Source organism: Nonomuraea sp. NPDC049378 (genome assembly GCF_055586745.1).
Map to the genome: position 1 here is coordinate 1 of NZ_JBVJHP010000020.1, position 25,131 is coordinate 25,131.

Consider the following 25,131-nt stretch of genomic DNA (forward strand, 5'->3'; position numbering starts at 1 on the left):
TCATCGAACTCGACATCGCCTATCCAGGCCGCATCCGGTAAAGACCGGCCTCAAGCCATCAGAAACGATCTTTACACACCTGAAGTGACAACCTCCTTTAGGAGAGCGGGGCCCTTTTTGGGGGTCCGCTATGTCCAGTGATGGGGCATATATAGCTGCCACTCGATGTACATCAGTTACGCAATAATGAACTTCCGCCACGTATCTCTTGATCGCTGTTTGCCCTGCCCAACGCCATCACTCTGATGGGAGAACGAAAGGTGTCTCCGCTCTTCAGATGCGGGTGCTCCAACAGAGACAGTGGACCGTTTCGTTCCGAGCGACAATGAGGCCGGGCTTCGGCCGTGGAGGGCCGGATCCGCCTCACGGCGCACGCCTCACGCACGGGAATCGACGGTCTGGCGCTGCGACAGATGATAGTAGAACGCCAGCCGCTCCGGATGGCCGTGGTTGGTGTCTTGGGCGGATAACTAACTGACTTCTCCCGCCCCACGCGGGAACCCGCATGATCGATCAGATCGGCGTCTGGTGATCGAGAGTCCGCAGGTGTTCCGTCATGGCGGCGCTGACCGGGACGGTGGTGGGCAGTTGGGGCTCTTCGAAGTAGCGGGACTTGTACCGGCGTAGCAGTGTCTCTCCGTGCTCCGGCCAGGAGAAACCCTTCTTCTTGAGTAGCTTGCCGAAGACGACGCCAGCGTTGTCCGGGTTGCGGTCAGCCAGGAGTCTGATGGCCGCCGGTGAGATGTCGTCGCCGCGCAGGTAGGAGGTCAGGGTTTCGCGGTAGCGGCGCCGGTTGATCAGGCTCGGGTTGGCGAAGAGTTCCTGGAGGAGGCCGAAGTCGAGGTAGAAACTGATGCCTGTTTCCGGGTCGAAGTGGATGGCCACCGTTTCCGCGTCCAGCATCTCGCCTGGAAGGGTCAAGCTGGGCACGTGCGAGGTGGCGCCGGGCTGGGCGCGGTCCATGCAGGCTCGCATGAAGGCGTCGTGTCGCGCGGTCACGTCCTCTGTGGGGACCGCGATGTATTCGGCACCGTACAGCCCGAGGAAGACCTCTCGTTGTTCGGCGAGTATCCGGCGGGCGGTGGCGAGCTTGTCCGGGTTGCGGAAGACCAGCTTCGGATTGTGCAGGCCGATCTCCGCAGCCTGGGTGAGGAGCTGGTCGCGGGCGTCGGCGGGGAAGAGGCTGATGTTCGCGCTGACCAGCCAGTCCTCGCCGAGCGGCACCAGGCGGCAGATGAGGTACATGCCCTTCCTGATGGGGCGGAAGGCGGATTTGCCCATGTTGGACCGGACACGGTAGGTGAGCTCGTCCACGAGGTTGAAAAGGATCACGGCGTCCTTGTCCTTTCCCGGACCTCGAAGACGCCTTCGACCACGTCCCGCCAGCCGAGCAGCATCTGCCGCTCCTGCCGGCTCAGGCGTGGATGCGTGCGCAGGAAGCGGTCGATCACCGTGTCGCCGGCGGCCAGCCGCTGCTGCAGGACGAAGTGATCGACGATCATGCTCGCGACCACCTCGCTGTCGGCGAGGTCGTCTGGGTGACTCCGCTCGAAGGCGTCGTCGAGCTCATGGGTGAAGCGAGGCGAAAGGGCGAAGGCGATCAGCCGTTCCTTGAGGGCGCGGCCTGCTCGATGATGTCCATGACGGCACCGTTTCTTCTTGGAGCCCGCGAGTCTGCGCGCCGGGCCTTCGTCACTGGTGCGGGCATCCGATGCCTTCCTGCCGCGCGGATCGGGGAACACGTGCTGAGTGGCTGAAATTATCTGACCATGGGCCTCGGGGTCAGGTCGGCGATCAACTCGGCGAGCACGAGTTCCTCCTCGACGCGTACGCCGCGTCGCTCCATCGCCACGGTGAGCCCTGGGTCCCAGGGGGTCGGGCGGGCCTGACCGGACAGCGGCGCCGACGAGGGCACGGCTTGGTAGGAGGCGGCGTCGAAGCGCCACGGTTGAAACCCCCCGAGCCGTTCGTGGACCGAGGACGCGATGGCGATCCCGCCCCAGTCGAAGTCGCCGTGGTAGGCGAACGTCGCGCCGCCGGCCGCGAGGAGGTCCAGCAGCCGCCAGACGGCCGTCGAAGGCCGGCCGCCCCCGCATACCAGGGGCGGGCAGGAGGCTCCGAGCTCGTCGGCCGCCGCGGCCACCACCACGGGGTTCTCACAGATCCTGACCAGGCCGGCAGGAAAGGGGGACTCATGCCGGCGGAGCTGGCGCAGGGTCAGCACGCACGGCTCGCCCGCCGCTCTGGCGGCGCTGAGCATACGTCCGGTGGGGGAGCGGTCGTCACCTGGCAGCCCCAGGCAGAGCACGAGAGAGGACAGGTCGTCGAGGTGCACGCCGACCGCGGCCCAGGCCGAGCGGCGGGCGTCCGCGCCGCTTTCGCCCGCGTACGGCTGGCCGGACAGGGCGCGTGCCGCGGACAGGGCGAGGGTCGCGAGCGGGCGTCCTTCGTCCAGACCGTGTGCGTCGCCACAGGTCTCGGCGGCCAACCTGCCGAGGGGCGTGCCCAGCGACGGCAGCCGCTCCAGCACGGCGCTCAGCCGGTCGAGCAGGGTACGTGCTTCTCCGGCCGTGGCGGCGAGCCTTCTGACCAGGCCGGTGGACTCCAGCCACGATCGCCACCCGGACAGCTCGGGCCGGTCGGCGACGAGCGCGTCGAGCCTGGTGAAAGCCCGTTGCCAGGCTGCCGTCCGCGCAGCCTGCTCGCCGGACAGGTCCCGGATCGGGCCGCGCAGCCGGACGACGGCTTCGCGCAGCCCGTCCGCGGTGACACCACTGGCTCGCAAGATGCGGTCCACCTCGTCCAAGGAGACCGACAGCGAGGAACCGGCTCCCGCGCGGCGGCCGAGCAGCGCCTCGGCCGCCCGGCGCTGGGCCGGGGTCGCGGCCGTGAGCGTCACCGTCCCGGTCAGTGACCTGCCCTGCTCCAGACGGTGGCGTGCCCGGTCGACCAGCCAGGCGATCTCATCGCCGCCCAGCAGCCGCACCAGCCTTGCGCTCGCCCCGCCGCCTGTCACGGAGCCGTCCATGTCGCCGCCGCTCAACCGGGCACACCGTCCTCGTTCATGCCGAACAAGCCGTCCTGCCGCACAGGGGATGCGGGCGCGGGCACGGTGGCCACAGGACGTTCCACCCGCCGCCGTTCGCGCCCGTCCCACCGCCAGGGCGTCACCAGCACGGCGTCGATGCCGTCACGGCGCGACAGCTGGCAGATCGCCAGGCCGGGGACCTGCGGGTAGCAGCCCCACTCGCGCTCGCTGGTCATGACCACGTCCATGTCGAACGTGGCCAGCAGGCCGAGGCACTTGGCCCGGGAGTCGTCGTCCACCCCGGCGAACGCCTCGTCCAGCGCGACCAGGCGCGGCGCGTGCGGGTTGCCCGCGGACTTGTAGTGGGCCGAGGCGGCGGCGAACAGCGGCATCGATGCCGCCAGCACCCGCTCGCCGCCGGAGGCGGGACCGGTCGCGGCTCGCCACTGCCCGTCCTGGAGCCGCTGGATCGCGAACTCGTGCCAGGTGCGATAGTCCAGCGCCCTGGTCAATGCCTCGGTCCAGCCCGCGGCTGGATTGTCGGCGTGTTCGCGGGCGATCCGCTCCTGCAGGAACGCGCCGACGGCGGACCTGTCGGCGGTGGACCAGGCGTCCACGGTCTGGCGGAGCTTGCCCCTGACCCGGTCGAGCCCGTCGGGGGCGTTCCTGGCCGTCTTCCAGATCAGGCGCAGCCGCATGCCCGTGGAGGTGGGGCGGGACTCCAACTCGGCGTTCATCTCCTGGACCTCGGACTCGGCCGCGGCGATCAGCTCATGCAGCGTGCCGGCGACCTCGTTGAGCAGGTGGTTCTCAAGGATCTCGCGTTCTTTGGCCGACAGGAGCTGAGAGCGCTGCTCGGTCTCTTCGGCCAGCGCCCCGGCCAGCTCGGGCATGTCCCTGGTACGGCCCTGGAAGATCACGTCCACGATCATGAGGCCGTCGCGCAGGGTCAGCCCGACGGAGTGCCCGTGCCTCGCCATGGCGTCCGACAGCAACTTGTGCTCCTCGGCGACCTTCTTCTGCACCCGATCCCAGGGGCCGTCGCCGTCGTCCACGGCATCGAGCTCGGCGTTGACCGTCCTGGCCAGGAGCACGGCGGGCGTCGCCGCCCATTCGCCGCCCGTGTCAGGCACGTCCAGGTCAGCGAGCGCGACCTTCAGCAGGCCGGTGGCGGCGAACGACTGGAACTCGCGTACGGCGGCGTCGCGTGCCGTGGCCGCCTCCTCGATCTGTTTGCGCAGGTTGTCGCGCTCGCCCTCGGCCTTGCCGCGCTCTTGCAGGGCCTTCTGCTCGCGTCGGCGAGTGGTGCGCTCAGCGACGGCACGCTCGTTCAGCTCGCGCTCCACCTGGTCGAGCCGGCTGAACAGCTCCTCGACCGCGGCGCCGGCGGTCGCGGCCAGGGTGCGGTACGCCTCGGCCGCGACGTCTGCCTCCTCGCCTGCCTTCGCGGCCAGTTCGGTGGCATCGTCGAGTTGCTCCTTCGTCCGGCCGAGCTCCTCTTCGGCGTCCGCGGCGCTCTCGCACGCGTCGCGCCAGGCATGTACGGCGGGCCACAACTGGGCCAGGGCCAGCCGGTAGCGCGTGAGTGCGGCCTTGACCTCGCCGAGCGGGCCGAGATCAGCGGGCAGGCCGACGTCCGCGGCGAACTCCCCGGCCCGGATGCCGGCGTCCCGGAGCTCGTCCTGCCGGTCGCGAAGTAGCCGGGCCGCCGCGGCGTGCAAGACGTCGATCTCGTCCCGCCGTTCGTACGCGGTGGCGCGCTTGACGTGCGCCTCCCGCAAACCGGCGTCCGGAGGCAGGCCGTGGTGCTCCGCGGCCAGCCTGTCCCGGCGCGCGGCGAGCGACTCAAGCCGGCCGCGCAGGTCGTCGATCCGCCGATTCGCGTGGTCCAGCTCCCTGCGAAGCGTCGCCAGCCGGGTCCGCCGCGCTTCCTCTCTGGCGCCCTCGCCGATGTAGCGGGCTTCAACTTTGTGCCACGATCCGGTGAGTACGCCGTTAGCCCACCGGCCGTCCACCGCCACCCACGCCCGGCCACCGTGGCCGGATCCGAGCCCGATCCCCGACAGCACGGCCTCCACGGCCCCGTCGGCCAGCGCCGCGGCCTGTGGATCGGCCCGGTCCACGGCCGGCCGCAGGACGGCGGCGCAGGACGGGCCGGTCAGCGGCTCGCCGGCCACGACGACGGTGTCGTCCTCGGCCAGCAACGTCCCGTCCGGCGTCACCCAGGCATCCAGGATCCCGGCGGCCTCCAGCGCCGCCTCCAGCCCGGCCCGATGGTCGGCAGGCAGGGCGCCGGCGAAGTCCACCACCTTCCACAGGGGCGCGCCGGGGCGGCCGAGGCGGGTGGCGGGGTCGCGCGTGTGAGGTGGAGGCGGCGGCTCGTGGCCGCCTGCCTCCAGCCGCACGATCTCCTCCGACAGGTCCGCGGCGGCCTGCGTCGCCTCCGCCAGCCCGGAGTCCAGCTCCGCGCCCAACCGGCCGAGGGCGTCGGTGGCCGTTCTGGCCGCGTCGCCCACGGCGCTGGCGGCCGGGTTGGGGCCGTCGGTGGAGGCGGCCCAGGACTCCAGCGCCGCGATCACCTCATCGGGGTCGTCCAGCCGCAGTTCGACAAGACCGGCCAGGTAGAGGGTGTAGTCCTGGACGAGCCCGGCGACCGCCCCGCTCACCGCCTCCTCCGCGTCGGCGACGCGCTCGGCGACGGCCTGCCTCTCCGCGGTCAGCCGTTCCACCTCGGCCCGCGCGGACCTCGTCCGCTCCTGAGCCTGCCGCACGCCGTCGATGAGCCGCTCCAGCTCGCCGATCGCCTGTTCCTGGCGGTCCGCCAGCTCCTCCGCGGCACGCCTGATCCGTGCCAGCTCGGCTTGGTCGGCGGTGATGAGGTGATCGGGCTCGGACGGTGCGATGCGGGCGGTCTCGGGCTCGCATCGCGCCGCACGGGCGGCCGACATGGTCAGGTCTCTCACCCGGCCGAGGTCGCGGCCTGCCGCGTCGGCCTTGTCCCGGGCCGTGCGGGCGCGCTGTTCGCGGCGCTGTGCTTCGCCTGTGAGGCGGTCACGTTCCCGCGCGCAGCGGCGGGCGTGGTCGGACAGCCGCTCGGCTTCCTGGCCGGTCCGCTTGAGCCGTTCCGCGTCACGCATCTCCGGGCTCTGCCGGAGGGTATCGCGGCGCGCCTCCAGCAGGGTCCGCTGTGCCTCCAGCTCTTCCAGCATCTGCTGGGCCGCCGCCAACTCCGCCTCCGCCGCGGCGTGGCGGCCCTCGGCCTCGCCGAGGTCACGGCCCAGATGCTCGTAGCGGCTGTGTGCCAGTCGCGGTACGGCGGCCTTGCGCCTGGCCGCGATGGCGGCGTACCGGCGGTAATGGACCAGGAAGCCCGCCGCCGCCTCGCGCGCCTCCGCCAGCCCGCGCAGGGCGTCCCGCTCCTCGTCCAGGCCGCGAAACGCCTCGGCGACCGTGGCGATCAGAGCGGGACTGAGCGGCGGCAGCGCCTCGGTGAGGGCGCGGGACAGCAGCTTCTCATCCGGCTTCTTGGACAACTGTGGCTGGCGCAACTGGATGAGGAGGTTCACCAAGGCCTCGTAACGGTGCTCGCCGAGCCCGAACAGAGCCTCGTCCACGGCCCTGCGATAGTCGGCGGCCCGGTCGTACACCATGCCGCGGCCTTCGACGGCGGCACGCAGCTTCTCCCGGGTGAGCACCACTCCGGTGGAAGAGAGCAGATGGAGCTCCGCGCCGACGCGTTGCGGGGTGAGGAAGAACCAGTGCCGGACGATGCCGCGGTCCTTGACCGCCTTCAGCCCGCACCCGATCGTACGGAACTCCTCCGAACCGTCCGCCGCACGGCGGCCGAACTCCATCCACGCGTAGCCCAGCCGCTCGGGATGCGGGTGCTTGCCGCCCAGCAGCAGGTTCCACTCCATGCGCTTCTGCCGGTCGCCGTCCGGTTCGACCCGATGCGGGGCCAGCTCCCCGTCGAGCAGGAACGGCAGCGTCAGGGCCAGCACCTTGGACTTGCCGGTGCCGTTGTTGCCGCGCAGCAGCAGGCGACCGTCGTGGAAGTGGAACTCCTCCACGTCGTAGTAGAACAGGTCGACAAGCCCGGCGCGCAGCGGCTTCCAGCGTTCGGAGATTGGAGAGGGCGGCATCATTGTCCTTTGACGACGGGTTCGTCCAGGGCGTATCGAGCGATGGCGGGCAGGCCCATGGCGGTGTTCTCGCTGACGCGGACCAGCCGCAGCGCCGTGAGCTTGGCAAGCGCCCCTGACAGCAGCCCGTCCTCGGCTCCCGGCTCCGTCACGCCCTTGCGCCAGAAGGAGGCGTGCTCACGGGCCGCCCGCCGGACGAAGGACTTCAGCTCGTCCATCGTCAGCTCGCCGTGGGCGGCCAGCTGCTCGGCGACCAGCAGCGTCACGTGACCGTCGGTACGCTGCTCCGGCATGCGGACGTCGGTCAGCTCGTCATCGGGATCGACCATCGCGATGCCCTCCGCGCGCACCTCGGCCACCAGCCCGGTCGCCTCCTCCAGCCGGCGGACGATGGCATGCCGCTGCGAGGCCAGGTAGGCGCGCTCGGCCTCGTCGAGGTCAGCGAAATAGATCACCGGGTCCTCCAGCAGCTTGCGGGTCAGCCTGCGACGCAGAGCCTGGTTGCGCAGGTCGTCGGTGTCGGCGACAGGCTCGGCCGTCAGCTCGGCGAGCCGGTCCTCGAACGAGACCGTGGTGATCGTGGACGGGCCCCGCGTGCCGGTGAGCAGCGCGGCCAGCACCGGCCTGCGCACGTCGTACAGCACGTCGCCGGTCGCGGACAGGTAGGCGTCCTCGTCGCCCGCGACCCTGCGCAGCACTCCCCAGTCCAGCAGTGTGCGCACCACGGCCACCAGGTCGGCCCGCTCGGCGCGGCTGTCGAGGGTGAAGTCGAAGTCCAGCTCGGGTTCGGCCGCGGACGACAGCACCTCCTCGGCCAGCCGGCCGAGCGTGGTCTGCGCGTCCGCCCGTTCGAGCGTCGCCAGAGCCAGGCAGATCAGCACATAGCGGCGCCGACCGTATGGCTCTCCCGCCTTGCCCCGCGCTGGATGGGTCGCATCCCGCGTGTCAGGGGAGGTCTTGAACAGCCGCGCCGCACCCGAGTCCACGGTCAGCCGCCAGCCGGTCTCACGCGAGAGCCAGCCGCGCAGCTCGGTCACGTGCCGGCGCACCAGCACCAGCGCCTCGGGGTCACGTTCGGCGGTCAGCAGCGGCCTGGCCAGCAGCGCGCGCAGCGCGGCCTGCCGCTGGGCCCGCTCCTCGCCAGAGATCATCGCGCCGCCATCAGGTCCGTGATCTCTATCACGTGCTCAGGTCCGGTGAGCACACCGTCCTGCGTGAGAATCTCCACCTGGCCCCCGTCAGGGACCAGCGTCAGGCGCACCTCCATCGAGCCGTCGGCGCTCACCGTCTTCACCTCCGTCTCCCCGGGGCGGCGGGCGGACAGCGCGTCGCCGAGCAGCCCCAGGAACAGCCGGAACGCCCGCGGATCGAGCACGTCCAGCTCCGACAGCAGGACCGGGCCGCCGGTCCGCAGCGCCGCCCGGGCGGCGGCCGTCTCGCTCGCCTCCCGCTCGGCCTGCTCCAGCAGCAGCCTACGTGCCTGGGAGCGGTCGGCCACCTTGTTGGGCCTGCCGCGCCGCTCATAGGAGCCGGTACGGCGAAGTTGCGGCGAGATCCTGATCGGCGGGGCCTCCGACCAGGGAGCCCCGGACCCGACCTCGCGCCATTCGTCCAGGGTCGCGGCTGTCACCGTCAGGTGCCGGGCCGGGGTCAACCCGAACGCCGCCCGCCACAACCGATGCGCCGCCTCCTCGTCGGGCGCCTCGGCGAACCAGCGCGCCAGCGCCCGGAAGTCCGCGGACCGATCGGAACGCCCGGATCGCCGCTCGTTGAGCAGCCCGACCGCATCGATGAGCTGCTTGATCGCCGTGATCGCCGCCTGGCGCAGCAACCGCGCCTGCGACGGACGACCGGCGCCCGTGGAGACGAACCAGTCCTGGAGTCCCCTCCAGCGATTGGACCAGGAGGCGAACGCCGCTTCCTCGGCTCTCCCGTACGCCTCCGCCGCGTCCTCCTCGTCGGGCACCGCGTCGGCGGCCTCCCGTCGCGCGGCCAGCCGCAGCAGCCGATCATGGTCGCATTTCTCCAGTTCGTCCAGGAGTGTGGCGATCCGCGCGCCGGAGTTGGCGAGGTCGGCGATGAACCGGTTGATGTAGTCGATCAGCCGTTCCTTGTAGGCGACGAACCCCGCCACGTCACCGTCGGAGAAGTCGATCGCGCGCCGCAACGAGGCCATGAACGCCTGCGCGTTGTCGGCCAGCGACGAGAACCGATCGGACAGGGACAGCAGCAGCAGGTGTACGCGCGCCGGGTCGGGATCCGGATCACGAGCCAGGGCGGCCAGCGACTGCAACTGCTCGGCGATGTCTCCCAACGCCACCGACTGCAGCGCCCCGCGCTTCCCGATGGCATCCTCGTAGAACGCGATCGCCTGCTCGGCAGCCTGCCCCGCGTGCGTGAGCTGGAACAGGTACCGCTTGCGGTGGAAGTCCTCCACGCTCGTGACCCTGCCGGTGTCGGCGTCGGCCCGCAGGTTGCCCCATTCCCGGAGCTTGTCCAGCGCCTGCGCGAGAGCGTCGTCGTTGTCCCGCCGCAGCTCCGCCGCCACGTCCTCGGGCCGCAGATGGACGATGAAGCGTTCCTTCGCGCGCGCGAAGGAACGCAGGATCTCCCGGTAGAAGGCCGCGTTGGGCGCGCTCAGGTGAGCGAAGGGCTGATGGTCGTGAGGCGGGAAAGCCATACCGACAGTTTCCCTGCCCAAAGGGGGCGCCGCGTCCCATGTGGGGGATTGACCCGAGGGGATGAGGAAAATCTTGCCGCGCGGGCACGTCACCCGTGGCAGCCATGCGAGGTCAGGGCCGCTCGTTGGACAGAACGTAGGCGCGACGCGCTTGACGGCAACGTGCTCCGTGCGTGCTCGTACAGCAGGATCCGGTCGGTGCACTCCTCGCGTAGCGAACGTATGAAGCGCTCGGCGTGCGGGTTGCAGTTGGGGCTACGCGGGGGGATTCGTGATGGTGATGCCTTCGCCGGCGAAGGCGGCGGTGAACTTCGCGTCCCGGTCGCGGACGAGGTGGGTGAACTGGGTGGCGTGCTCTCCGAGGTGCCAGAGCAACTGTCGGGCCTGCTGGGTGGTACAGGCTGCGGTGGGGTGGGCGGTGACGCCGAGGATGTGGACCGTGCGGGTGCGTACCTCGATCACGAACAGGGCGTAGAGCCGTTGCAGTCCGATCGTGTCGACGTGGAACAGGTCGGTGGCGAGTAGGCCGTCGGCTTGGGCTTTGAGGAAGCTGGTCCACTCGCCCCGCGTCGGATGACGTCGCGGAGCGGGACCCAGGCCGGCGGCGCGCATGACGCGCCGCACAGGTTGTCGGCCTCGGCCGACATCAACGCTTCGGCCATGGTCTTCACCATGGATCGCAACATGTCAGGGTCGTCGGTCTCGATCTGCTTCGCGAGCCACTGAGCAGGCATCACACTGTTGTCTGCGGCCATCGACTGGTTCTCCTTCGATCTTGATCTAGCTACTCGAAGGATCACTCGATGGCCGTCTTCATTTCACGACGCCACGCCTGTGACCAGGCCAAACTCGTACACCACTCCCGTGGACGCAACCGCTCGGCTCGCCTCTCATGACCGACGATGTCCTCACGTCGCGTCTTGAGGTACAGCAGCGTCGCTTCGGTGTGTTGTTCGGCCGTGTGCTCGAGAAGCCTGTGAAGGCTTGGAACTGATGGACAGGGGCTGGGTCGGCAGGCCCTGGCCCACGTCACCCCAGACCGGCCACTGCTCAATAGCAGGGGTATGCGATACCTGCTGAATCGTCGCTGCTTGATCCTCATGCGTCCTGCGTCGACGCAGCAGCACTGCGCGTGCGGATCGGAGACAGCTCTCTCGCGTGATTACGGCGGTCTCAGCTGACACCGGATGTCGGTCTCGTTCGACACCGGCATCGATGGTGCGAATCGGATGTCGATGGGCTTCGACACCAGGGGTGACGCCGAAAGTGCCAGCGCTGACTTATATAAGTTATTCCTGGTATGATCCTGGGTCGTGCACGCGTTCGACATCCTCGGCGACCCGGTGCGCCGGCGCATTCTGGAACTGCTCGCCGACGGTGAGCAGACCTCTGGCGCGATCACAGACGTGATCCGGGCCGAGTTCGCACTGTCTCAGCCGGCTGTCTCGCAGCATCTGCGCGTTCTGCGTGAGAACGGGTTCGCGTCGGTCCGGGCTGAGGGGGCTCGCCGGTTCTACGCCGTAGAGGCCGGGCCGCTGAGCGAGGTTGACGCGTGGTTGGACCGGTTTCGCAGGTTCTGGGACCAGCGACTCGACGCACTGGAGACTGAGCTCGCCCGGGGCAGGCGTGCTACCCGGAAGCCCGCCGACGACGAGCCCGGCCAGCCGCCCAGGCCCGGCGAAGAAGCGTAGGCACGAGGAATTCCCTAACGGACGGAGCATGACGATGAAGGATGTACTCGACGAACTGGCCGCCGCCCGCCGGAAGATGGGCACGGCGAGCCTGCCCGCCGGTGAGGCCTACACCATGGAGCTGAGGCGTCGCTACGACGCGCACCTCGACGACGTGTGGGACGCCATCACCAGCCCTGAGCGACTGAGCCGCTGGATGAAGCCGGTCACCGGCGACCTGCGCCTTGGCGGGGCATTCGAGCTGGACGGCGGCGAGCACGGTGAGATCCTCCGTTGCGAGCCGCCGCGCCTGCTGCGGGTGTCCTGGATGTTCGGGCCCGGGGCCGACGAGTGGCCAGGCACGAGCGAGGTCGAGGTGCGCCTGTCTCCTGGCTCGGCCGGGGACACCGAGTTCGAGCTGGTCCACGCCGCGGCCGTCGGAGAGCCCATGTTTCCCACCTACGGCCCCGGTGCCGGCGGCGTCGGCTGGGACCTGCACCTCCTCACCCTCGCCAGGTTCCTGGGCGACGGCGAGGTTCTTGACCACGAGGAGTTCCGGGCATCGCCCGCCGGACACGAGTTCAGCCGGCGCAGCGCCGCCGCCTGGGGCGAGGCCCACCTGGCCGGCGGCGGCGAACCGGACCACGTCGCGGCCGCGGTCGAGGCCACTACCGCGTTCTACCTGCCCACAGGGGACGCGCGATGAAGTACACCACCTCGATCGAGATCGCGCTGCCTCGCGACGAGGTGCTCCAGCTGATCGCGGACCCCGCGCAGACGCCGAAGTGGCTGCGGGGCCTGGTGCTGCACGAGCCGGTGACCGGGGCGCATGGCCAGGTCGGCGCCACCTCGCGCGTTGTGTTCCAGATGGGCAAGCAGCGGATGGAGGCCACCGAGACCATCACGCGCCTGGAGCCCGCGGACCTGCATGCAGTGCCCAGCTCGGTCGTCGTGCACTACGAACGCGAGATTGACGCCGAGGGCATGTGGCAGGCCCAGCGCGACCGGCTGTTCGAAGCCGGTCCGGACACGACGCTGTGGGAGAGCGAGAGTGAGTTTCGGTTCGACGGGTTGCTGATGCGGCTGGTGGGGCTTTTGATGCCCGGCTCCTTCCGCAAGCAGTCGCGACAGCACATGCAGGACTTCAAGGCATTCGCCGAACACGGGACGGACGTCCGCCAAGGGACGAACTGATCTGTCGCAGTCAGCGACGAGAATCCCCAACGCGATGGCCCGATGCTTGGAGCGTCCCGTCACGGAATCTTTTGGTCTGGCCATCATCGAGCACTTGCATTCTCACGTCCGGGCTCCTAGTGAGCGCCTCTCATCCGGGCGGGACGCGCGCAGTCGCTGAGTCACGGATCACCAGTTCGGGTTCGGGGTCGGTGATGACACCGCCTGCGCTTGGCCGCCTCGCGATCAGGTCGTAAAGCGCCTCGACGCCGGCCCGGCCGAGTTGGTACATGGGCATCCGGACTGCGGTGACGGCCGGGCGCAGGTGCTGCATCAGGTCGACGTCGTGGATGCCGACCACCGACAGCTGGTCGGGGATGGTGATGCCGAGGTCGCGTGCGGCGGCCAGGACCCCGACCGCGCTCATGATGTTGTTGACGACGATGGCGGTCGGCGCGGTCGTCGCCTGCATGGCCTGCCGGAGCCCGTCGGCGCCGGCCTGCTCACCGAACCCGGTCGCCAGGTGTGGGGCCGGTGTCAGCCCGGCGGCGTCCATCGCCTGCTGGTAGCCCAGGTAGCGCTGCTGGGAGATGTATCCGGAACCCCCGACGAAGACGATGTGGCGGTGGTGGAGGTTGACCAGGAACCGGGTAGCGATCTCGCCTGCGCGGCGATCGTCTATGTCGATCCAGGGATGGTCCAGTGCATGTTCCAGGATGAGGATCGGCTTGGGGTGGGAGCTGAGTTCGGCCATCACGTCGTCGTCCAGCAGCCCTTCGCCGCGGATCAGGATGCCATCGACCGTGCCCTGGCTGAGCAGCCGGGTCAGGAACTGGCTGCCGGAGCGCATCGTCTCGGCATCGCCCAGCAGGACCGTCGCGCCGTGCTCCGCCGCCGCCTCGTAGACCCCGTACCGCAGCGGTCCGTAGACCGGGTTGTCGAGCTTGTTGAGGATCATCGCGATCATGTCGGTCTGGTTGAGCCGCAGCGAGCGCGCCGTCTGGTTCGGCTGGTAGCCCAGTTGCTGCATCGCCTGGAGCACCCGGGTGCGGGTGGATTCCTTCATCCGGGTGTGGCTCGTGCCGTTGACCACTGCCGACACCACGGCGAGTGACACCCCAGCCGCCCGTGCGACGTCACGTTGCGTTGCCATGGCAAAAGCCTACTCGGTTCTTGACGTAACGTCTCACCATCCCTATTTTGAATTAACGTTACGTCAACAAGGAGTATCTATGACATCGACACGTCGCACCGTCCTCCTGCGGTCCTCCTGGGCGACGGTGAACATCGGCGACGTGGCTCACTCTCCTGGCGTGGTACGGGCGTTTCAGCGGTTCGCCCCCGAGGCCGAGGTCATCCTCTGGCCGGTGCGGCTGGAGGAGCGCGAACGATCCATGCTGCGGCACGCGTTTCCCGACCTGCGCGTCGTCGACGGCACTCTCGGCGGGGACGGGCCGAGCACCCCGGAGTTGGCCGCCGCCATCGACGGCGCGGACGTCCTGGTGCACGGATCGGGCGCCGACGCCTTCCAGAGCGCCGAGATCGATTGGTGGCGCGAGCACGTGGGCCGCCCGTACGGGTACTTCGGGGTCACCGTGGATCCGCTGTGCCCACCGACCATGGCGACGCTGCCGGAGCTGGCACAGATGGTCGATCTGCTCCCACCGTCCTATCTCGAAGACGACGTCAAGGACCGTTTCGACAACGCCGACTTCGTGTACTGCCGCGAAACGCTGACTCTGGCCACCCTGCGCGGCCAGAAGATAACCGGGCCCGACCTCGCCTTCGGGCCGGATGGCACGTTCACGTTCGACCACACTGACGCCGTCGCTGCCGCTCGCCTGCTGGAGGGTTTCGGCCTGCAGCCCGGTCGGTTCGCCTGCTTTGTTCCGCGGCTGCGCTACGCCCCCTATGCGAAGATCTACGGCACGGAACCGACCCGCGAGCAGATGCGGCGCGACGCGGTCAACCGAGCCACCGTGACGCACGACCTGGCGGTGCTGGCGGCGGCGATCGAGACCTGGGTACGCGTCAGCGGCCTGCCGGCCGTCGTGGTGCCCGAGATGAGCTATGCCGTAGAGCTCGCTCACGAGCAGCTTCCCGGCCTGCTCAGTCCACAGACGCTCGGTCAGGTCCGGCTCCTGGACCGGTACTGGCCGCTGGAGGAGGCGACCGGGGTCTACGCCGTCTCGTCGCTGGTGGTCAGCATGGAGTGTCATTCGCCGATCCTGGCCGCACGACATGCGATCCCGACCGTCTACCTTCGGCAGCCGACCGAGACCACGAAATCTCAGATGTTCGCCGACCTCGGCGCCCCAGACCTGGTGATCGAGCTCGACCATCGTGCCGCGGCGACGGTCGTCGCGGCGGTCACCGACATCGCCACCGACCCGGCGCCCGCGGTCGCCCGGAGCAGGAGGGTCGCGGCCAATGCCGACGACCGGCTGCGCGCGGCGGTGCGAGCCTGCGTCGCGGGCCGGCCCATCGGCGTGCCCGCACCGGTGGAGACCGGCGATGCGTAGCCTGCGCGACCGCTGGCGGCGCGACCGGGTCCTGCTGCTGCTGGCGCTTCCCGGGGTCACGGCGCTGCTGCTGTTCCACTATCTGCCGCTCGGCGGGAACATCATCGCGTTCCAGGACTTCCAGCCGTTCCTCGGAATCTGGCACAGCCCGTACGTCGGGCTGGACAACTTCGAGCCGGTGCTCACCGGCGACCCGGTGTTCCTCAACGCGCTCGTCAACACACTGATCATCACGCTGATCCAGGTGGTCTTCGTGTTCCCGCTGCCGATCTGCCTCGCGTTGATCCTGAACGCGACCATCAGCGAACGGCTCAAACGCCTCACCCAGTCGATCCTCTACATGCCGCACTTCCTGTCCTGGGTCATCGTGGTCGCCCTGTTCCAGCAGATGTTCGGCAACGGCGGGATGCTCAACGCCTGGCTGCGCTCGGCCGACCTGTCCACGTTCCACATCGTCGGCGTGCCCGAGTTGTTCAAACTCATGATCACATCACAGGTGATCTGGAAGGACACCGGCTGGTCGACAATCATCTTCCTCGCCGCGCTGTCCAGAGTGGATCCGGCGCAGATGGAGGCCGCGGTGGTGGACGGCGCCTCGGCAGCTCGCCGCCTGTGGCACGTGACCCTGCCCTACATCCGCCCGGTGATCGTCCTGCTGCTGATTCTGCGGCTCGGTGACTCGCTGTCCGTCGGGTTCGAGCAGATCATCCTGCAGCAGGCACAGGTCGGCGCCGGTGCCGGCGAAGTACTCGACACCTACGTCTACAACCACGGGATCGTCGGCGGCGACTGGGGCACCGCGGCCGCGGTGGGGCTGATCAAAGGCATGGTCGGCGTCGCGCTCGTGCTCGGCGCCAACCGGTTGGCCCACGCCCTGGGCGAGCAGGGGGTGTACGCCAAGTGACGAGCCGACCTGTGCCGACCGCGGTGTCCGTGGCGCGCCCCGCCGCGGGCGCAGGGCCGCGGCGGCCACGCTCGGGCCGCAGCCAGCGTCCGGTCTGGATGGGCGAGCCCAGCAAGCTGGGGTTCGGTGCGCGGGGACTCGTGCTCGGCCTGGGCTGCCTGGCGGTTCTGGTGCCGTTCTGGGCGGTGCTCATCACCAGCATCGCCTCCCCGGAGGAGATCAACAGGGCGGGCGGCTTCGTGCTGTGGACGAACGAACCGACGCTGGACTCCTACCGGGCCGTCCTGTCCGGAGGAATCGTCACCCGCGCGCTGCTGGTGAGCGCCGGCATCACCGCGGTCGGCACGGCACTCAGCCTCGTCTCCACGATCGCTCTGGCGTACGCGCTGTCGCGGCCAGGTTCGTTGCTGCACAAGCCGATCCTGCTGATGACGGTGTTCACCCTGCTGTTCAACCCGGGCATCATCCCGATGTATCTGACGGTCAAACAGCTCGGCCTGCTGGACAACTACCTGGCACTGATCCTGCCGGTGCTGGTGAACGCGTTCAACGTCATCGTCATGCGCGCGTTCTTCCAGGGAATCCCAGGCGAGCTGCGGGAAAGCGCCTATATAGACGGTGCCGGGGAGACGCGCATCCTGCTGCGGATCGTCCTGCCACTGTCGAAGGCGGTCGTCGCCGTGATCGGGCTGTTCTACGCAGTGGCGTACTGGAACGCCTTCTTCTCCGCGATGTTGTACCTCCAGTCGTCGGAAAAGTGGCCGCTGCAACTGGTGCTGCGCACCTACGTCGTCAACAACACCCCGATCGGGTCCGACCAGCTCAGCTCGAACCTGGAGAACCTGCCACCACAAATCTCCATCCAGATGGCGATTCTTGTCATCTCCGTCCTGCCCATCCTGTTCATCTACCCCTTCATCCAGAAGCACTTCGCCAAGGGACTCATGGTCGGCGCCGTCAAGGGCTGACCGGTCGTCCACACGATGTGGAAAGGAGACGTCGTGGCACCCACCTTCAGCCGCCGCCACGTCCTGGCACTCGGCGCGGCAACGGGGCTGGCCCCGCTGCTCGGGGCCTGCGGCGACGGCAGCCCGAGTTCGCCGAACATCTCGACCGGGTCGCTCAAGCTGCCCACCTACAAGCCCGTCACCGCGGTCACGCCCGACCTGGCCGCCGAGCCGGCCGGGGTGTCGCCGGGATACTTCACCTACCCGGCCACCTCCAGCGCCGCATCACAACCGGTGCGGGGCGAAGCCGTCACGGCACTGACGTACACCTACGACCCGATCGCCCCCGCGCTCGGCTCGAACCCCTACTGGCAGAACCTCAACGACAAAGTCGGCACCGAACTGAAGATCACGTACGTCGCCTCGGCGGACTACAAGAGCAAGGTCGCCACGACCATCGCCGGTGGCGATCTGCCCGACATAGTGGCTGTCCAGGGCGTTGTCCAGCAGATGCCGGCCATGCTGAAGGCGACGTTCACCGACCTCACCGAGTACCTGTCCGGGGACGCGGTCCTCGCCTATCCGAACCTCGCCGCCCTGCCCACCGATGCCTGGCGCGGCACCGTCTACGACGGGCGGATCTGGGGCATCCCCGTGCCGCGGGCGCGGATCGGCACTGTGCTGTACACCCGGGCCGACCTGCTGGCCAAGGCAGGACTTGGCCTCCAGCCCAAGTCGTGGGACGAGTTCAAGCAGATGGCGGGCGCGCTGACCGACGAGCGGGCCGGTCGGTGGGCGTTCGGGCAGATCCCGTTCACCACGATCCTTGAGATGAACGGGATCACCGGCAACTGGCCCGGCGGCGCCGGCGCCTGGCAGGTCGAAGGTGGCGTCTTCACCCACTCCGGGACGACACCGCAGTTCACGCAGGCCCTCGAGGACACCGTCGAGCTGGTGAAGTCGGGGGTGATGCATCCCGACCACGCGGGCGCGCCCAACACCAAGCGCAACGGGTGGATGCTGGCCGGCACGACCTCGTTCACCATCGGCGGGTACGCCGGGTGGGGCAAGTTTTACGGCCAGGCGAAAGACGTCCCCGACTTCCGCCTGACCGGCATGCTCTCGCCCACCCGCGACGGCACAGGGACGCAGGTACGCACGCCCGGTCCGACCCTGTCCAGCTTCACCGCCATCGCCAAGACCGACAACGCCGACCGGATCAAGCAGATCCTCAAGGTCCTCGACTGGTTGTGCGCACCCTTCGGCAGCAGCGAGTACCTGGCCCTCCGGTACGGCGTCGAGGGCCAGACGTTCAACCGCAACGGCTCCGACCCGACCCTCACCGAGGGCGGGCGCAGCCAGATATTCCTGCCGGTGCGGTACCTCGCCGAGGCAGCGCCCGTCATCTACGAGCCGGGCAACCGCCAGGCCGTGCAGGACCAGCACGACCACCAGGTCGCCGGCGTCCCGCTCGCCGTCGCGGACCCGACCCTCGGGCTGTACTCGGAGACCGCCGCCAGCAAGGCTGCCAGCGAGCAGCAGGAACTCGACTCGGTGCTGCTGGAGATCCAGCTGGGGAACAAGCCCGTCTCGGCGTGGCAGCCGGCCATCACGAAGTTCATGGACCGGGTGGGCAACAAGATCAAGGCCGAGTTCGAGGAGCAGGCGGGTGGTTGACGCGCTGGACTCGGCTGACACTCTCACGGCATCAGGGAGAGGACAGTGGTGAGACGGAGCAAGTTACGTTGGTACACGCGTGGTCGGGTCCGTGCGGCGGTCGTGCCGGCTCTGGTGGCGGCGTTTCTGTCGCCGGGCAGTGCCGCCGTCGCCGACATGTCGGATCTCGGCGGGCTGCTCGACCTGACGCGCCCGGGGCTCGGCGCGGTGGCGGCCAAGCTGGCCGCCGGTGATGAACAGGGCGCCGCGAGCGAGCTCAAGGTGTATTACGCGGGCCGCGCCGACGTCCACTACCCGGCTCCGGCCGAGGGCCTGGGCGGTGGCGACTCGGGCCCCGACGAGCTCGCGGCGGGGATCTTCCGGTTCGGCGCCGAGACCCGCGACTTCTACAACAGCGCCGAGCAGCGGATCGACATCGACTGGCAGGACCTCTGGGGCGGGACGCAGACCACCCCGGGCAGCGCGCAGACCTTGATGAGCGACTTCACGTTCATGCCCAAACTGACCTACGCCTACGTGTCCGAGGGCGACCCGGCGAAGCGTGCGGCGTACGCGGCGGCGTGGATGGACATCTCGCTGGACTTCTTCGCCGACAATCAGAGCTGGCCGCAGGGCCGCAACCTGTCGGCAGCCAAGCGGCTCGCCCAGCTGGTCGGCGCGTTTTCCGTGTTCCGGACCGATCCTGGCATCGACGCGAGCGATCTCGTGGCGTACCTGTCCGGCGTGCACGCCACGACGGACTACCTCGCCGGCGTGATGCAGATACATGTCGGAAACAACTGGTACATGTCGATGGCCCGCTCCGTCCACGCGGCAGCCGTGTTTCTGCCCGAGTTCTCGTCATCGTCTGGCTGGGAGTGGTTCGCGGTGCGCTCGGCCGAGCGGTTCCTGCGCGCGCACGTGAAGGGCGACGGTGTGTACCGCGAGCCGGCGTTCAACTATCAGGCATACGTGGCGGATATGCTCAACTCCGTCATAGCAGTCGCGGATGCCAACGGGCGAACCGTTCCTGATTCGCTCGTCCAGGGGGCCGACTGGATCGCGGATTCGCTGTTCGCGACCCGTCAGCCGAATCTCGAACCCGCGGCGATCGGCGACACGCCGAACAACTACGCGGGTACGTCGGCCATTCGCAGGAGCGGTGTACGCAACTCCTGGCCCGATTTCACCTGGGTCGCCTCCGGCCGAACGGAGGGGACCGCCCCGACGCTGTCGTCCACGGTGTTTCCGATCAGCTTCGCGGTTCAGCGTTCCGGGTGGGACGCCGATGCCCGGTACATGCTGATCAACAACCAGAATTCCAGTTACACCGCCTCGCATCGGCATCCGGACGACCTCAGCCTGGTGATGGCGGCGTACGGGCGTCCGCTGATCGTCGACCCCGGGGTGGGGGACTACAGCGCGACTCCGACGAACGACTGGATGCGCCGTACCACCGAAGCGCACAACACCATCGAGGTCGACGGACGCTCGCAGACCGCCGGCGTCCCCCGCACAACGTCGCTGTGGCGCTCGAACGCGGGCCTCGACATCTACCGAGGTGCGGCGATGGGCTACCGGCCGGTCGCGCACGATCGCGCGGTCTACTTCGTCAAGCCCGGCTTCTGGGTGGTCTCCGACGACCTCACCGGTGACACCGCCGCGCACAAATACCGGCAGCTCTGGCACTTCCCCGGTGATCCGGTGACCGTCAATCGGACGACGAAGGTCGCCACGGTCGGGTTCGACACCGTGCCCGGAGCCGCACCCGTCGCCGGCGTGCAGCTCATCCCGGTGGCGACGGCCGGCGCCGCGGTAACCCCCAAGGTCCACAAGAAGGGCGCCGTACGCGTCGGCGAGCAGGTACTCACCGACGTCGACTACCTGTCGTACGACTGGTCCTCCACCGGGCCGACGGGACTGGACACGGTCGTGGTTCCCGGCAGGGCCGGCGCGGCGCCCTCGGTGACGGCGAAGCGCATCGCCATGCCCGGGGTGAGTCACTCCGTGGCGACGGCGATGGAGATCGCCCTGCCGGACGCGACCGGACGCTTCTACCTTTCGCGCGAGGCGACTCCCTCGTCGAGGGCGTTCGGGGCCGCCACGACCAACGCCGAGACCGCCTACCTCGAGCGTGCTTCGGGTGGCGGGCTCACCAGGTACGCGCTGACCAGAGGGTCGTCGCTGATCGACCAAGGCAACACCGTCATCAGCGCATCCGCGCCGGTGTCCGATGCCAGTGTGGAACTGCGCGGCGCGACCGCCCGGATCTCGCTTGGGGACCCGTTCACCGGCACGCTCTCCATCAACGCGCCGAACGCGAACGCGGTGACGGTCAACGACACCCCGGTCACCTTCACCCGCGCGGGCGACCTCATCACCGTGTCACTCGAGGAACACTTTGCCCCGGCACCCGTGCTCGACGACGAGTTCGACGATGCCGGCCTGGACCGCACCGTCCATGACTTCAACGGATCCTTCGGCGGCTGGACGCCGGTCCAGGGGACCTGGGCGCTGACCGGCGCACAGCCGGACACACAGCTGGCACAGACCTCGACTGCGGACATGGTGTCGTTCGCGGCGCTGCAGGACGTACCCGATGACGTGGTCATGGCCGCGGACATCGTTCCCGGGGCACGCGGCCAGACGACGGCCCGTACCGGTCTCGCGTTCCGCTACCACGATTCCCGCAACTACTACCGGGCCGAAGTGCTCAACTCCACGTCGGGAGCGACGCTGAAGCTCGTGAAGATATACAACTCGACGACCACGGTTCTCGCGGAGACCGCACTGCCGAGCGGCGCCAACGTCCCGCACAAGCTGGTCGTATCCGCGATCGGGAAGCATCTGAGCGCCAAAGTCGGCGATACGTCGATCTCCGCGGACGACGGACAGCTGCCGACGGGTGGTGCCGCCGCCTTCACCCATCGGCGGGCCGCGACCTTCGACAACATCGTGATCAGGGAAGGGCTCGATCAGGCCGGTTGGCGAGGAATAACAGGGTCCGTGTCCGTCGCCTCGGGCAAGTTGCGCCTCACGCCTGCCGGTGGCCGGGCGCACGTACTGGCCGACTCGACACTGCCGGCGCGCTTCTCCGAGGCGTGCGACTATGTCGTGGAGACCACGGTCACGATCGACGGATCCGTCGGTAACGCAGGAATCTCGCTGCGAGACACCACGGACGCGTACGGATATCGGATCCACGTCGGCAAGACGAGCAACGGAACCCAGTACGCGAGCATCATCCGCGAGGCTCACGCGTCGGGTCCCGTCACAGTGGCCACGGCATCCATCAGCAACCCGTTGACAGGTCCCGTGCGACTGGGTGCGGCGATTCACGGCGACCGCATCACCGTGACGTTGAACGGCGTTCAGGTCCTGAAGGGCCGCGACACCGTTGTCCGCAGCGGCGGCGTCGGGCTCTACGCATCCACGGAGAGCTCGTTCGAGAACGTCACTGTCGCTGGGTTCTGCGGAGGGCGGGAGCACCTGCGGCCAAGTGCCCCCGGCGCCGGCAACCGCTGGGACCACCACGACTGAGAGCCTGCTGACTAAGGCTTGAGTCGTGGCGGGCATGGCCCGTAGATCTTGTTGACGTAGCCCTGGTGGGACCATTGGGATAGTTGGCCGCGGAAGCCGTTGACGTTCTCGATGCCGAGGATGGCGGCCAGTTCGCTTCCTCTCCAGGCCCGCCAGGGCTGGGCGCTCAGGAGCTGCAGGACTTTGCCGCGCCGGTCAGAATGAAGGAACACCACCTGCGCAAGCGGTGCTCACGTGGCTGGTCTTCGGCTTCACCGAGTGGTCGCCGCCACGACGACCGCTCGGTGAGCGCGCGAATGGCCTGAGGCTGGGCATGGGTAAGCGGAGACGTTCTGCTCTGCGCGAAGCCGGCAGAACTCGAACGCGCCATCGACCTATGGTGAGGTATGGCCTCATCCATGCCGTCGCGTCTAGCGATCAATCGGACCGCCCCCGAGCCGTCTCCGGCTCGCGAGCCGCTGTGGCGGCAGGTGCTCGGTGAGTGCTTGAGAGGGCTTCGCCATGAGCGGGGCGAGAAGTTGAGCGAGACGGCAAGCCGCGCCGGAGTCTCGCCGCAATATCTCTCCGAGATCGAACGAGGCGTCAAGGAGCCGTCGAGCGAAATGATCGCCGCGGTCGCCGGCGCGCTGGATGTGACCCTGGTCGATCTGACCCTTGCCGTTGCCGAGAGTTTGCGGCCTGCTCAGCAGGGCGCGTCGAGAGGTGCCACCTGCTCGGCGGCGTATGCTCTGGCCGCGTAGCGCGGCTTGCCGGGGTTGTCCACGGGCCTATGAACGCTCCTCGATGATCTGATCGAGGAGCCCGTACTCCAAGGCCGCGGTAGCGGTGAACACGCGATCGTGATCGGTGTCGGCGCGCAGGGTCTCGACCGTCTGGCCGGTGTGCCGTGAAAGTATGCGCTCGATGTCCGCCCGGACACGTACGACCTCGTCGGCCTGCAGGATGAGATCGGGGATCGCTCCGCGCCCCTGGGCTGCCGGCTGGTGCAGGATGATCCGTGCGTGTGGGAGAGCGGCACGTTTGCCTTCGGCGCCCGCGGCGAGAAGTACGGCACCCACCGCGACGGCCTGTCCCACACAGGTCGTCGAAACCCGCGGGCGGATATGGCGCATAGTGTCGTAGATCGCGAGCATCGCGCTCGGGTCTCCGCCTTCGCAGTTGATATAAAACTGGATCTCCGCCTCGGGGTTGTCTGATTCCAGAAAAATCAGCTGCGCGATGAGAGCATTCGCGACGCCCGCGTCGATTGCGGTGCCCAGGTAGACGATCCGCTCGGTGAGCAGGTGCGAGTAGACATCCATGATCCGCTCGCCACGAGGGTTCGAGGCGATGACGTTCGGGATCGTATATGTGGTCACTGGCCGACTCCTTGGGTGATGCCGAATCCGAGCCGTGGGCGGTTTTGTGGCGCGATTTCGTCGAAGTTCTGCACGATGGCGTCGATGAAGCCGTAGTCCAGTGCTTCCTGTGCCGTGTACCAACGATCGTGCAGCGAATCCTCGAATATGCGCTCGACAGGCTGACCTGTGTCCTCGGCAATCAGACCGAGCACCGTGTCGCGCGTATGCCGAAGGTCGCCGGCCTGCAGTTCGATGTCGACCGCGGTGCCACCGATTCCCGCCGAGCCCTGGTGCATCAGGACTCGTGAGTGCGGTAGAGCGCGGCGCTTCCCACGGGCCCCCGAGGACAGCAAGAACTGCCCGGCACTGTAAGCGATCCCCAGGACGAGGGTCGATACGTCACAGGGAATGAGGCACATGATGTCGCGGATCGCAAGCATCGACGGGACCGAGCCACCTGGGGAATGAATCCACAAGGCGATATCGGACGACGCATCCTGCGTGGCGAGTGCCATCAGCTGGGTGGCCAGCAGTGTGCCATTTTCGTCGTCGAGAGGGCCGTCGAGAACGAGAACACGCTGCTCATAGAGTTCGCGTCTCATTTGTGGGTTGAATAGCGGAAGTTTCGATTCTTCGCTCATGCGTCCATCTTGCGAGGCGATCCGGACCGGCGTCGACACGATCTGCCTGGGGCAGATCTGCTCTGAGCAGCGAGAGCTCCTGAGCAGGGACAACGCGGTTACCGGCCGGTTCGGGGAGCGCGGTCCGGCTGCCGGCCCGCCTCCAGCTTGTCCGGCCTCGCGCGGCGATTACCAGAAGCGCCAAAACCTTTCGATCTTGCCCTTGCCCCGCGGGCGGTGCGGGGTGGAGTGGATCAGCTTGATGCCCAGGCAGGCGCATGCGCGCAGCAGTCGACGACCGGTTGGTGGTCACGGAGCTAGGCGAACACGCTCGCAAAGAGCTGGCGGAGGGGTTGCCGCTGCCGATCACCAGGGACTTGAGCGCGGCTGAGGTACTGCACCGGATCGCTACAGCCCCGGCGGAGGAGGTGCCGGAGCTGCTGCGGCGGTGGCGGATCGAGGATCTCGTACCGGGCTCACGCAGGATGGTTGATCGGCTCCCCGAACTGTTGCGGGCTGCGGCTGAGGCGTCCCCTGCCGGACGGCTCAGTGTTGTAGAGGTCGTGGCTGAGCGCGGTGATGCCGAGGTGTTGTGGCAGGCGGTGCGTGACCTTCCTCTGTTGGGGCCGCATGCCCGCTGGTGGCTGGATGCGGAGGTTGAAGGGGATCGGGTGTGGCGGGCGGTCGACTACGCGCTTGCGGCGCTTGACCGCTATGGGGTAATTGACGCTCGGTATGTCCTGCTGGACATGATGGGCGGCGACCTCCATGAAGGAGTCGGGGCAGCAGGCACCCGGAAGCAGGTCGGCTCCTGGCTGTCCTGCCACGGACGGCACCGGCGATTCCCGGGGTGCCGGCAAGCGGGGCCGCAGGGGCGGCCGCGTTGTTCCACGCCGCCGCCAAGCTGCC

The 25,131-nt window shown here is 68.5% G+C and carries 20 protein-coding genes and 1 pseudogene; 9 read left to right on the top strand and 12 right to left on the bottom strand.

Annotated features, from left to right (window positions below; all coding sequences use genetic code 11):
• Positions 1–513: 513 nt before the first annotated feature.
• The 8 genes and pseudogenes from ACZ6SA_RS36245 to ACZ6SA_RS36280 form a co-directional block, all read right to left on the bottom strand.
• A complete protein-coding gene (locus ACZ6SA_RS36245) occupies positions 514–1,332 on the bottom strand; it encodes a hypothetical protein (protein ID WP_465833303.1) in 819 nt (272 codons plus the stop codon).
• Positions 1,329–1,742 carry a hypothetical protein gene (locus tag ACZ6SA_RS36250; RefSeq protein WP_465833305.1) on the bottom strand — a complete coding sequence of 138 codons (414 nt, stop codon included), beginning with the start codon at positions 1,740–1,742 and terminating at the stop codon, positions 1,329–1,331. The genes ACZ6SA_RS36245 and ACZ6SA_RS36250 overlap by 4 nt, the downstream gene beginning before the upstream one ends.
• Before the next feature lie 17 nt (positions 1,743–1,759).
• Positions 1,760–3,043, bottom strand: coding sequence for a TIGR02679 family protein (locus ACZ6SA_RS36255; protein ID WP_465833307.1), 1,284 nt, complete (start codon positions 3,041–3,043; stop codon positions 1,760–1,762).
• Positions 3,040–7,170 (bottom strand): TIGR02680 family protein, encoded by a 4,131-nt coding sequence (locus ACZ6SA_RS36260; protein WP_465833309.1) that lies wholly within the window; start codon positions 7,168–7,170, stop codon positions 3,040–3,042. Before ACZ6SA_RS36260 ends, ACZ6SA_RS36255 begins: the two co-directional genes overlap by 4 nt.
• Positions 7,170–8,321, bottom strand: a complete 1,152-nt coding sequence (locus tag ACZ6SA_RS36265) for a TIGR02678 family protein (protein ID WP_465833311.1) — start codon at positions 8,319–8,321, stop codon at positions 7,170–7,172. The genes ACZ6SA_RS36260 and ACZ6SA_RS36265 overlap by 1 nt, the downstream gene beginning before the upstream one ends.
• Positions 8,318–9,850: a TIGR02677 family protein gene (locus ACZ6SA_RS36270; protein ID WP_465833313.1), complete on the bottom strand. Its 1,533-nt coding sequence runs from the start codon at positions 9,848–9,850 to the stop codon at positions 8,318–8,320. The genes ACZ6SA_RS36265 and ACZ6SA_RS36270 overlap by 4 nt, the downstream gene beginning before the upstream one ends.
• Positions 9,851–10,105: 255 nt before the next feature.
• Positions 10,106–10,462 carry a hypothetical protein gene (locus ACZ6SA_RS36275; RefSeq protein ID WP_465833557.1) on the bottom strand — a complete coding sequence of 119 codons (357 nt, stop codon included), beginning with the start codon at positions 10,460–10,462 and terminating at the stop codon, positions 10,106–10,108.
• A pseudogene (locus tag ACZ6SA_RS36280) lies at positions 10,462–10,605 on the bottom strand (IS256 family transposase); the annotation flags it as partial. The pseudogene ACZ6SA_RS36280 and the gene ACZ6SA_RS36275, both read right to left, overlap by 1 nt.
• Positions 10,606–11,163: 558 nt before the next feature.
• On the opposite strand from ACZ6SA_RS36280, the gene ACZ6SA_RS36285 reads away from it, so the two are divergent.
• The 3 genes from ACZ6SA_RS36285 to ACZ6SA_RS36295 are packed head-to-tail and all read left to right on the top strand — an operon-like array spanning position 11,164 to position 12,714.
• Positions 11,164–11,541: an ArsR/SmtB family transcription factor gene (locus tag ACZ6SA_RS36285; RefSeq protein WP_347650810.1), complete on the top strand. Its 378-nt coding sequence runs from the start codon at positions 11,164–11,166 to the stop codon at positions 11,539–11,541.
• A gap of 34 nt (positions 11,542–11,575) precedes the next feature.
• Positions 11,576–12,226, top strand: coding sequence for an SRPBCC domain-containing protein (locus ACZ6SA_RS36290; protein WP_347650809.1), 651 nt, complete (start codon positions 11,576–11,578; stop codon positions 12,224–12,226).
• Positions 12,223–12,714 (top strand): SRPBCC family protein, encoded by a 492-nt coding sequence (locus tag ACZ6SA_RS36295; RefSeq protein WP_465833316.1) that lies wholly within the window; start codon positions 12,223–12,225, stop codon positions 12,712–12,714. The genes ACZ6SA_RS36290 and ACZ6SA_RS36295 overlap by 4 nt, the downstream gene beginning before the upstream one ends.
• Positions 12,715–12,844: 130 nt before the next feature.
• Here the strand turns inward: ACZ6SA_RS36295 and ACZ6SA_RS36300 are convergent, their stop codons facing one another.
• Positions 12,845–13,846 carry a LacI family DNA-binding transcriptional regulator gene (locus tag ACZ6SA_RS36300; RefSeq protein WP_347650807.1) on the bottom strand — a complete coding sequence of 334 codons (1,002 nt, stop codon included), beginning with the start codon at positions 13,844–13,846 and terminating at the stop codon, positions 12,845–12,847.
• 79 nt (positions 13,847–13,925) lie between these two features.
• Here ACZ6SA_RS36300 and ACZ6SA_RS36305 point away from each other — a divergent pair, with 79 nt between their 5' ends.
• The 6 genes from ACZ6SA_RS36305 to ACZ6SA_RS36330 all read left to right on the top strand — a co-directional run bounded on the left by ACZ6SA_RS36305 (position 13,926) and on the right by ACZ6SA_RS36330 (position 23,002).
• Positions 13,926–15,215 carry a polysaccharide pyruvyl transferase family protein gene (locus tag ACZ6SA_RS36305; RefSeq protein ID WP_347650806.1) on the top strand — a complete coding sequence of 430 codons (1,290 nt, stop codon included), beginning with the start codon at positions 13,926–13,928 and terminating at the stop codon, positions 15,213–15,215.
• Positions 15,208–16,119 carry an ABC transporter permease gene (locus ACZ6SA_RS36310; RefSeq protein WP_347650805.1) on the top strand — a complete coding sequence of 304 codons (912 nt, stop codon included), beginning with the start codon at positions 15,208–15,210 and terminating at the stop codon, positions 16,117–16,119. The genes ACZ6SA_RS36305 and ACZ6SA_RS36310 overlap by 8 nt, the downstream gene beginning before the upstream one ends.
• Positions 16,116–17,087 carry a carbohydrate ABC transporter permease gene (locus ACZ6SA_RS36315; protein ID WP_347650804.1) on the top strand — a complete coding sequence of 324 codons (972 nt, stop codon included), beginning with the start codon at positions 16,116–16,118 and terminating at the stop codon, positions 17,085–17,087. The genes ACZ6SA_RS36310 and ACZ6SA_RS36315 overlap by 4 nt, the downstream gene beginning before the upstream one ends.
• A 33-nt stretch (positions 17,088–17,120) precedes the next feature.
• Positions 17,121–18,743 carry an extracellular solute-binding protein gene (locus tag ACZ6SA_RS36320; RefSeq protein ID WP_347650803.1) on the top strand — a complete coding sequence of 541 codons (1,623 nt, stop codon included), beginning with the start codon at positions 17,121–17,123 and terminating at the stop codon, positions 18,741–18,743.
• Positions 18,744–18,845: 102 nt separating this feature from the next.
• Entirely contained in the window at positions 18,846–22,262 is a 3,417-nt protein-coding gene (locus tag ACZ6SA_RS36325) for an alginate lyase family protein (protein WP_465833320.1), read from the top strand.
• A gap of 386 nt (positions 22,263–22,648) precedes the next feature.
• Complete coding sequence (locus ACZ6SA_RS36330; RefSeq protein ID WP_347650799.1) at positions 22,649–23,002, top strand: helix-turn-helix domain-containing protein; 354 nt, start codon at positions 22,649–22,651, stop codon at positions 23,000–23,002.
• 27 nt (positions 23,003–23,029) lie between these two features.
• Here ACZ6SA_RS36330 and ACZ6SA_RS36335 read toward each other — a convergent pair whose 3' ends face one another.
• The 3 genes from ACZ6SA_RS36335 to ACZ6SA_RS36345 all read right to left on the bottom strand — a co-directional run bounded on the left by ACZ6SA_RS36335 (position 23,030) and on the right by ACZ6SA_RS36345 (position 25,049).
• The gene (locus ACZ6SA_RS36335; protein ID WP_185101837.1) at positions 23,030–23,620 is read right to left on the bottom strand and encodes a ClpP family protease; all 591 of its coding nucleotides are present in this window, start codon (positions 23,618–23,620) and stop codon (positions 23,030–23,032) included.
• Positions 23,617–24,243 (bottom strand): ClpP family protease, encoded by a 627-nt coding sequence (locus ACZ6SA_RS36340; protein ID WP_347650798.1) that lies wholly within the window; start codon positions 24,241–24,243, stop codon positions 23,617–23,619. The genes ACZ6SA_RS36335 and ACZ6SA_RS36340 overlap by 4 nt, the downstream gene beginning before the upstream one ends.
• Before the next feature lie 455 nt (positions 24,244–24,698).
• Positions 24,699–25,049 carry a hypothetical protein gene (locus ACZ6SA_RS36345; RefSeq protein ID WP_465833323.1) on the bottom strand — a complete coding sequence of 117 codons (351 nt, stop codon included), beginning with the start codon at positions 25,047–25,049 and terminating at the stop codon, positions 24,699–24,701.
• Positions 25,050–25,131: the final 82 nt, after the last annotated feature.

Bases quoted from the DNA above. Each gene is read 5' to 3' on its own strand.
- ACZ6SA_RS36290 (WP_347650809.1), top strand. From the start codon at position 11,576: ATGAAGGATGTACTCGACGAACTGGCCGCCGCCCGCCGGAAGATGGGC.
- ACZ6SA_RS36300 (WP_347650807.1), bottom strand. From the start codon at position 13,846: ATGGCAACGCAACGTGACGTCGCACGGGCGGCTGGGGTGTCACTCGCC.
- ACZ6SA_RS36265 (WP_465833311.1), bottom strand. From the start codon at position 8,321: ATGATCTCTGGCGAGGAGCGGGCCCAGCGGCAGGCCGCGCTGCGCGCG.
- ACZ6SA_RS36330 (WP_347650799.1), top strand. From the start codon at position 22,649: ATGGCCTCATCCATGCCGTCGCGTCTAGCGATCAATCGGACCGCCCCC.
- ACZ6SA_RS36260 (WP_465833309.1), bottom strand. From the start codon at position 7,170: ATGCCGCCCTCTCCAATCTCCGAACGCTGGAAGCCGCTGCGCGCCGGG.
- ACZ6SA_RS36305 (WP_347650806.1), top strand. From the start codon at position 13,926: ATGACATCGACACGTCGCACCGTCCTCCTGCGGTCCTCCTGGGCGACG.
- ACZ6SA_RS36295 (WP_465833316.1), top strand. From the start codon at position 12,223: ATGAAGTACACCACCTCGATCGAGATCGCGCTGCCTCGCGACGAGGTG.
- ACZ6SA_RS36275 (WP_465833557.1), bottom strand. From the start codon at position 10,462: ATGCGCGCCGCCGGCCTGGGTCCCGCTCCGCGACGTCATCCGACGCGG.
- ACZ6SA_RS36310 (WP_347650805.1), top strand. From the start codon at position 15,208: ATGCGTAGCCTGCGCGACCGCTGGCGGCGCGACCGGGTCCTGCTGCTG.
- ACZ6SA_RS36340 (WP_347650798.1), bottom strand. From the start codon at position 24,243: ATGAGCGAAGAATCGAAACTTCCGCTATTCAACCCACAAATGAGACGC.
- ACZ6SA_RS36270 (WP_465833313.1), bottom strand. From the start codon at position 9,850: ATGGCTTTCCCGCCTCACGACCATCAGCCCTTCGCTCACCTGAGCGCG.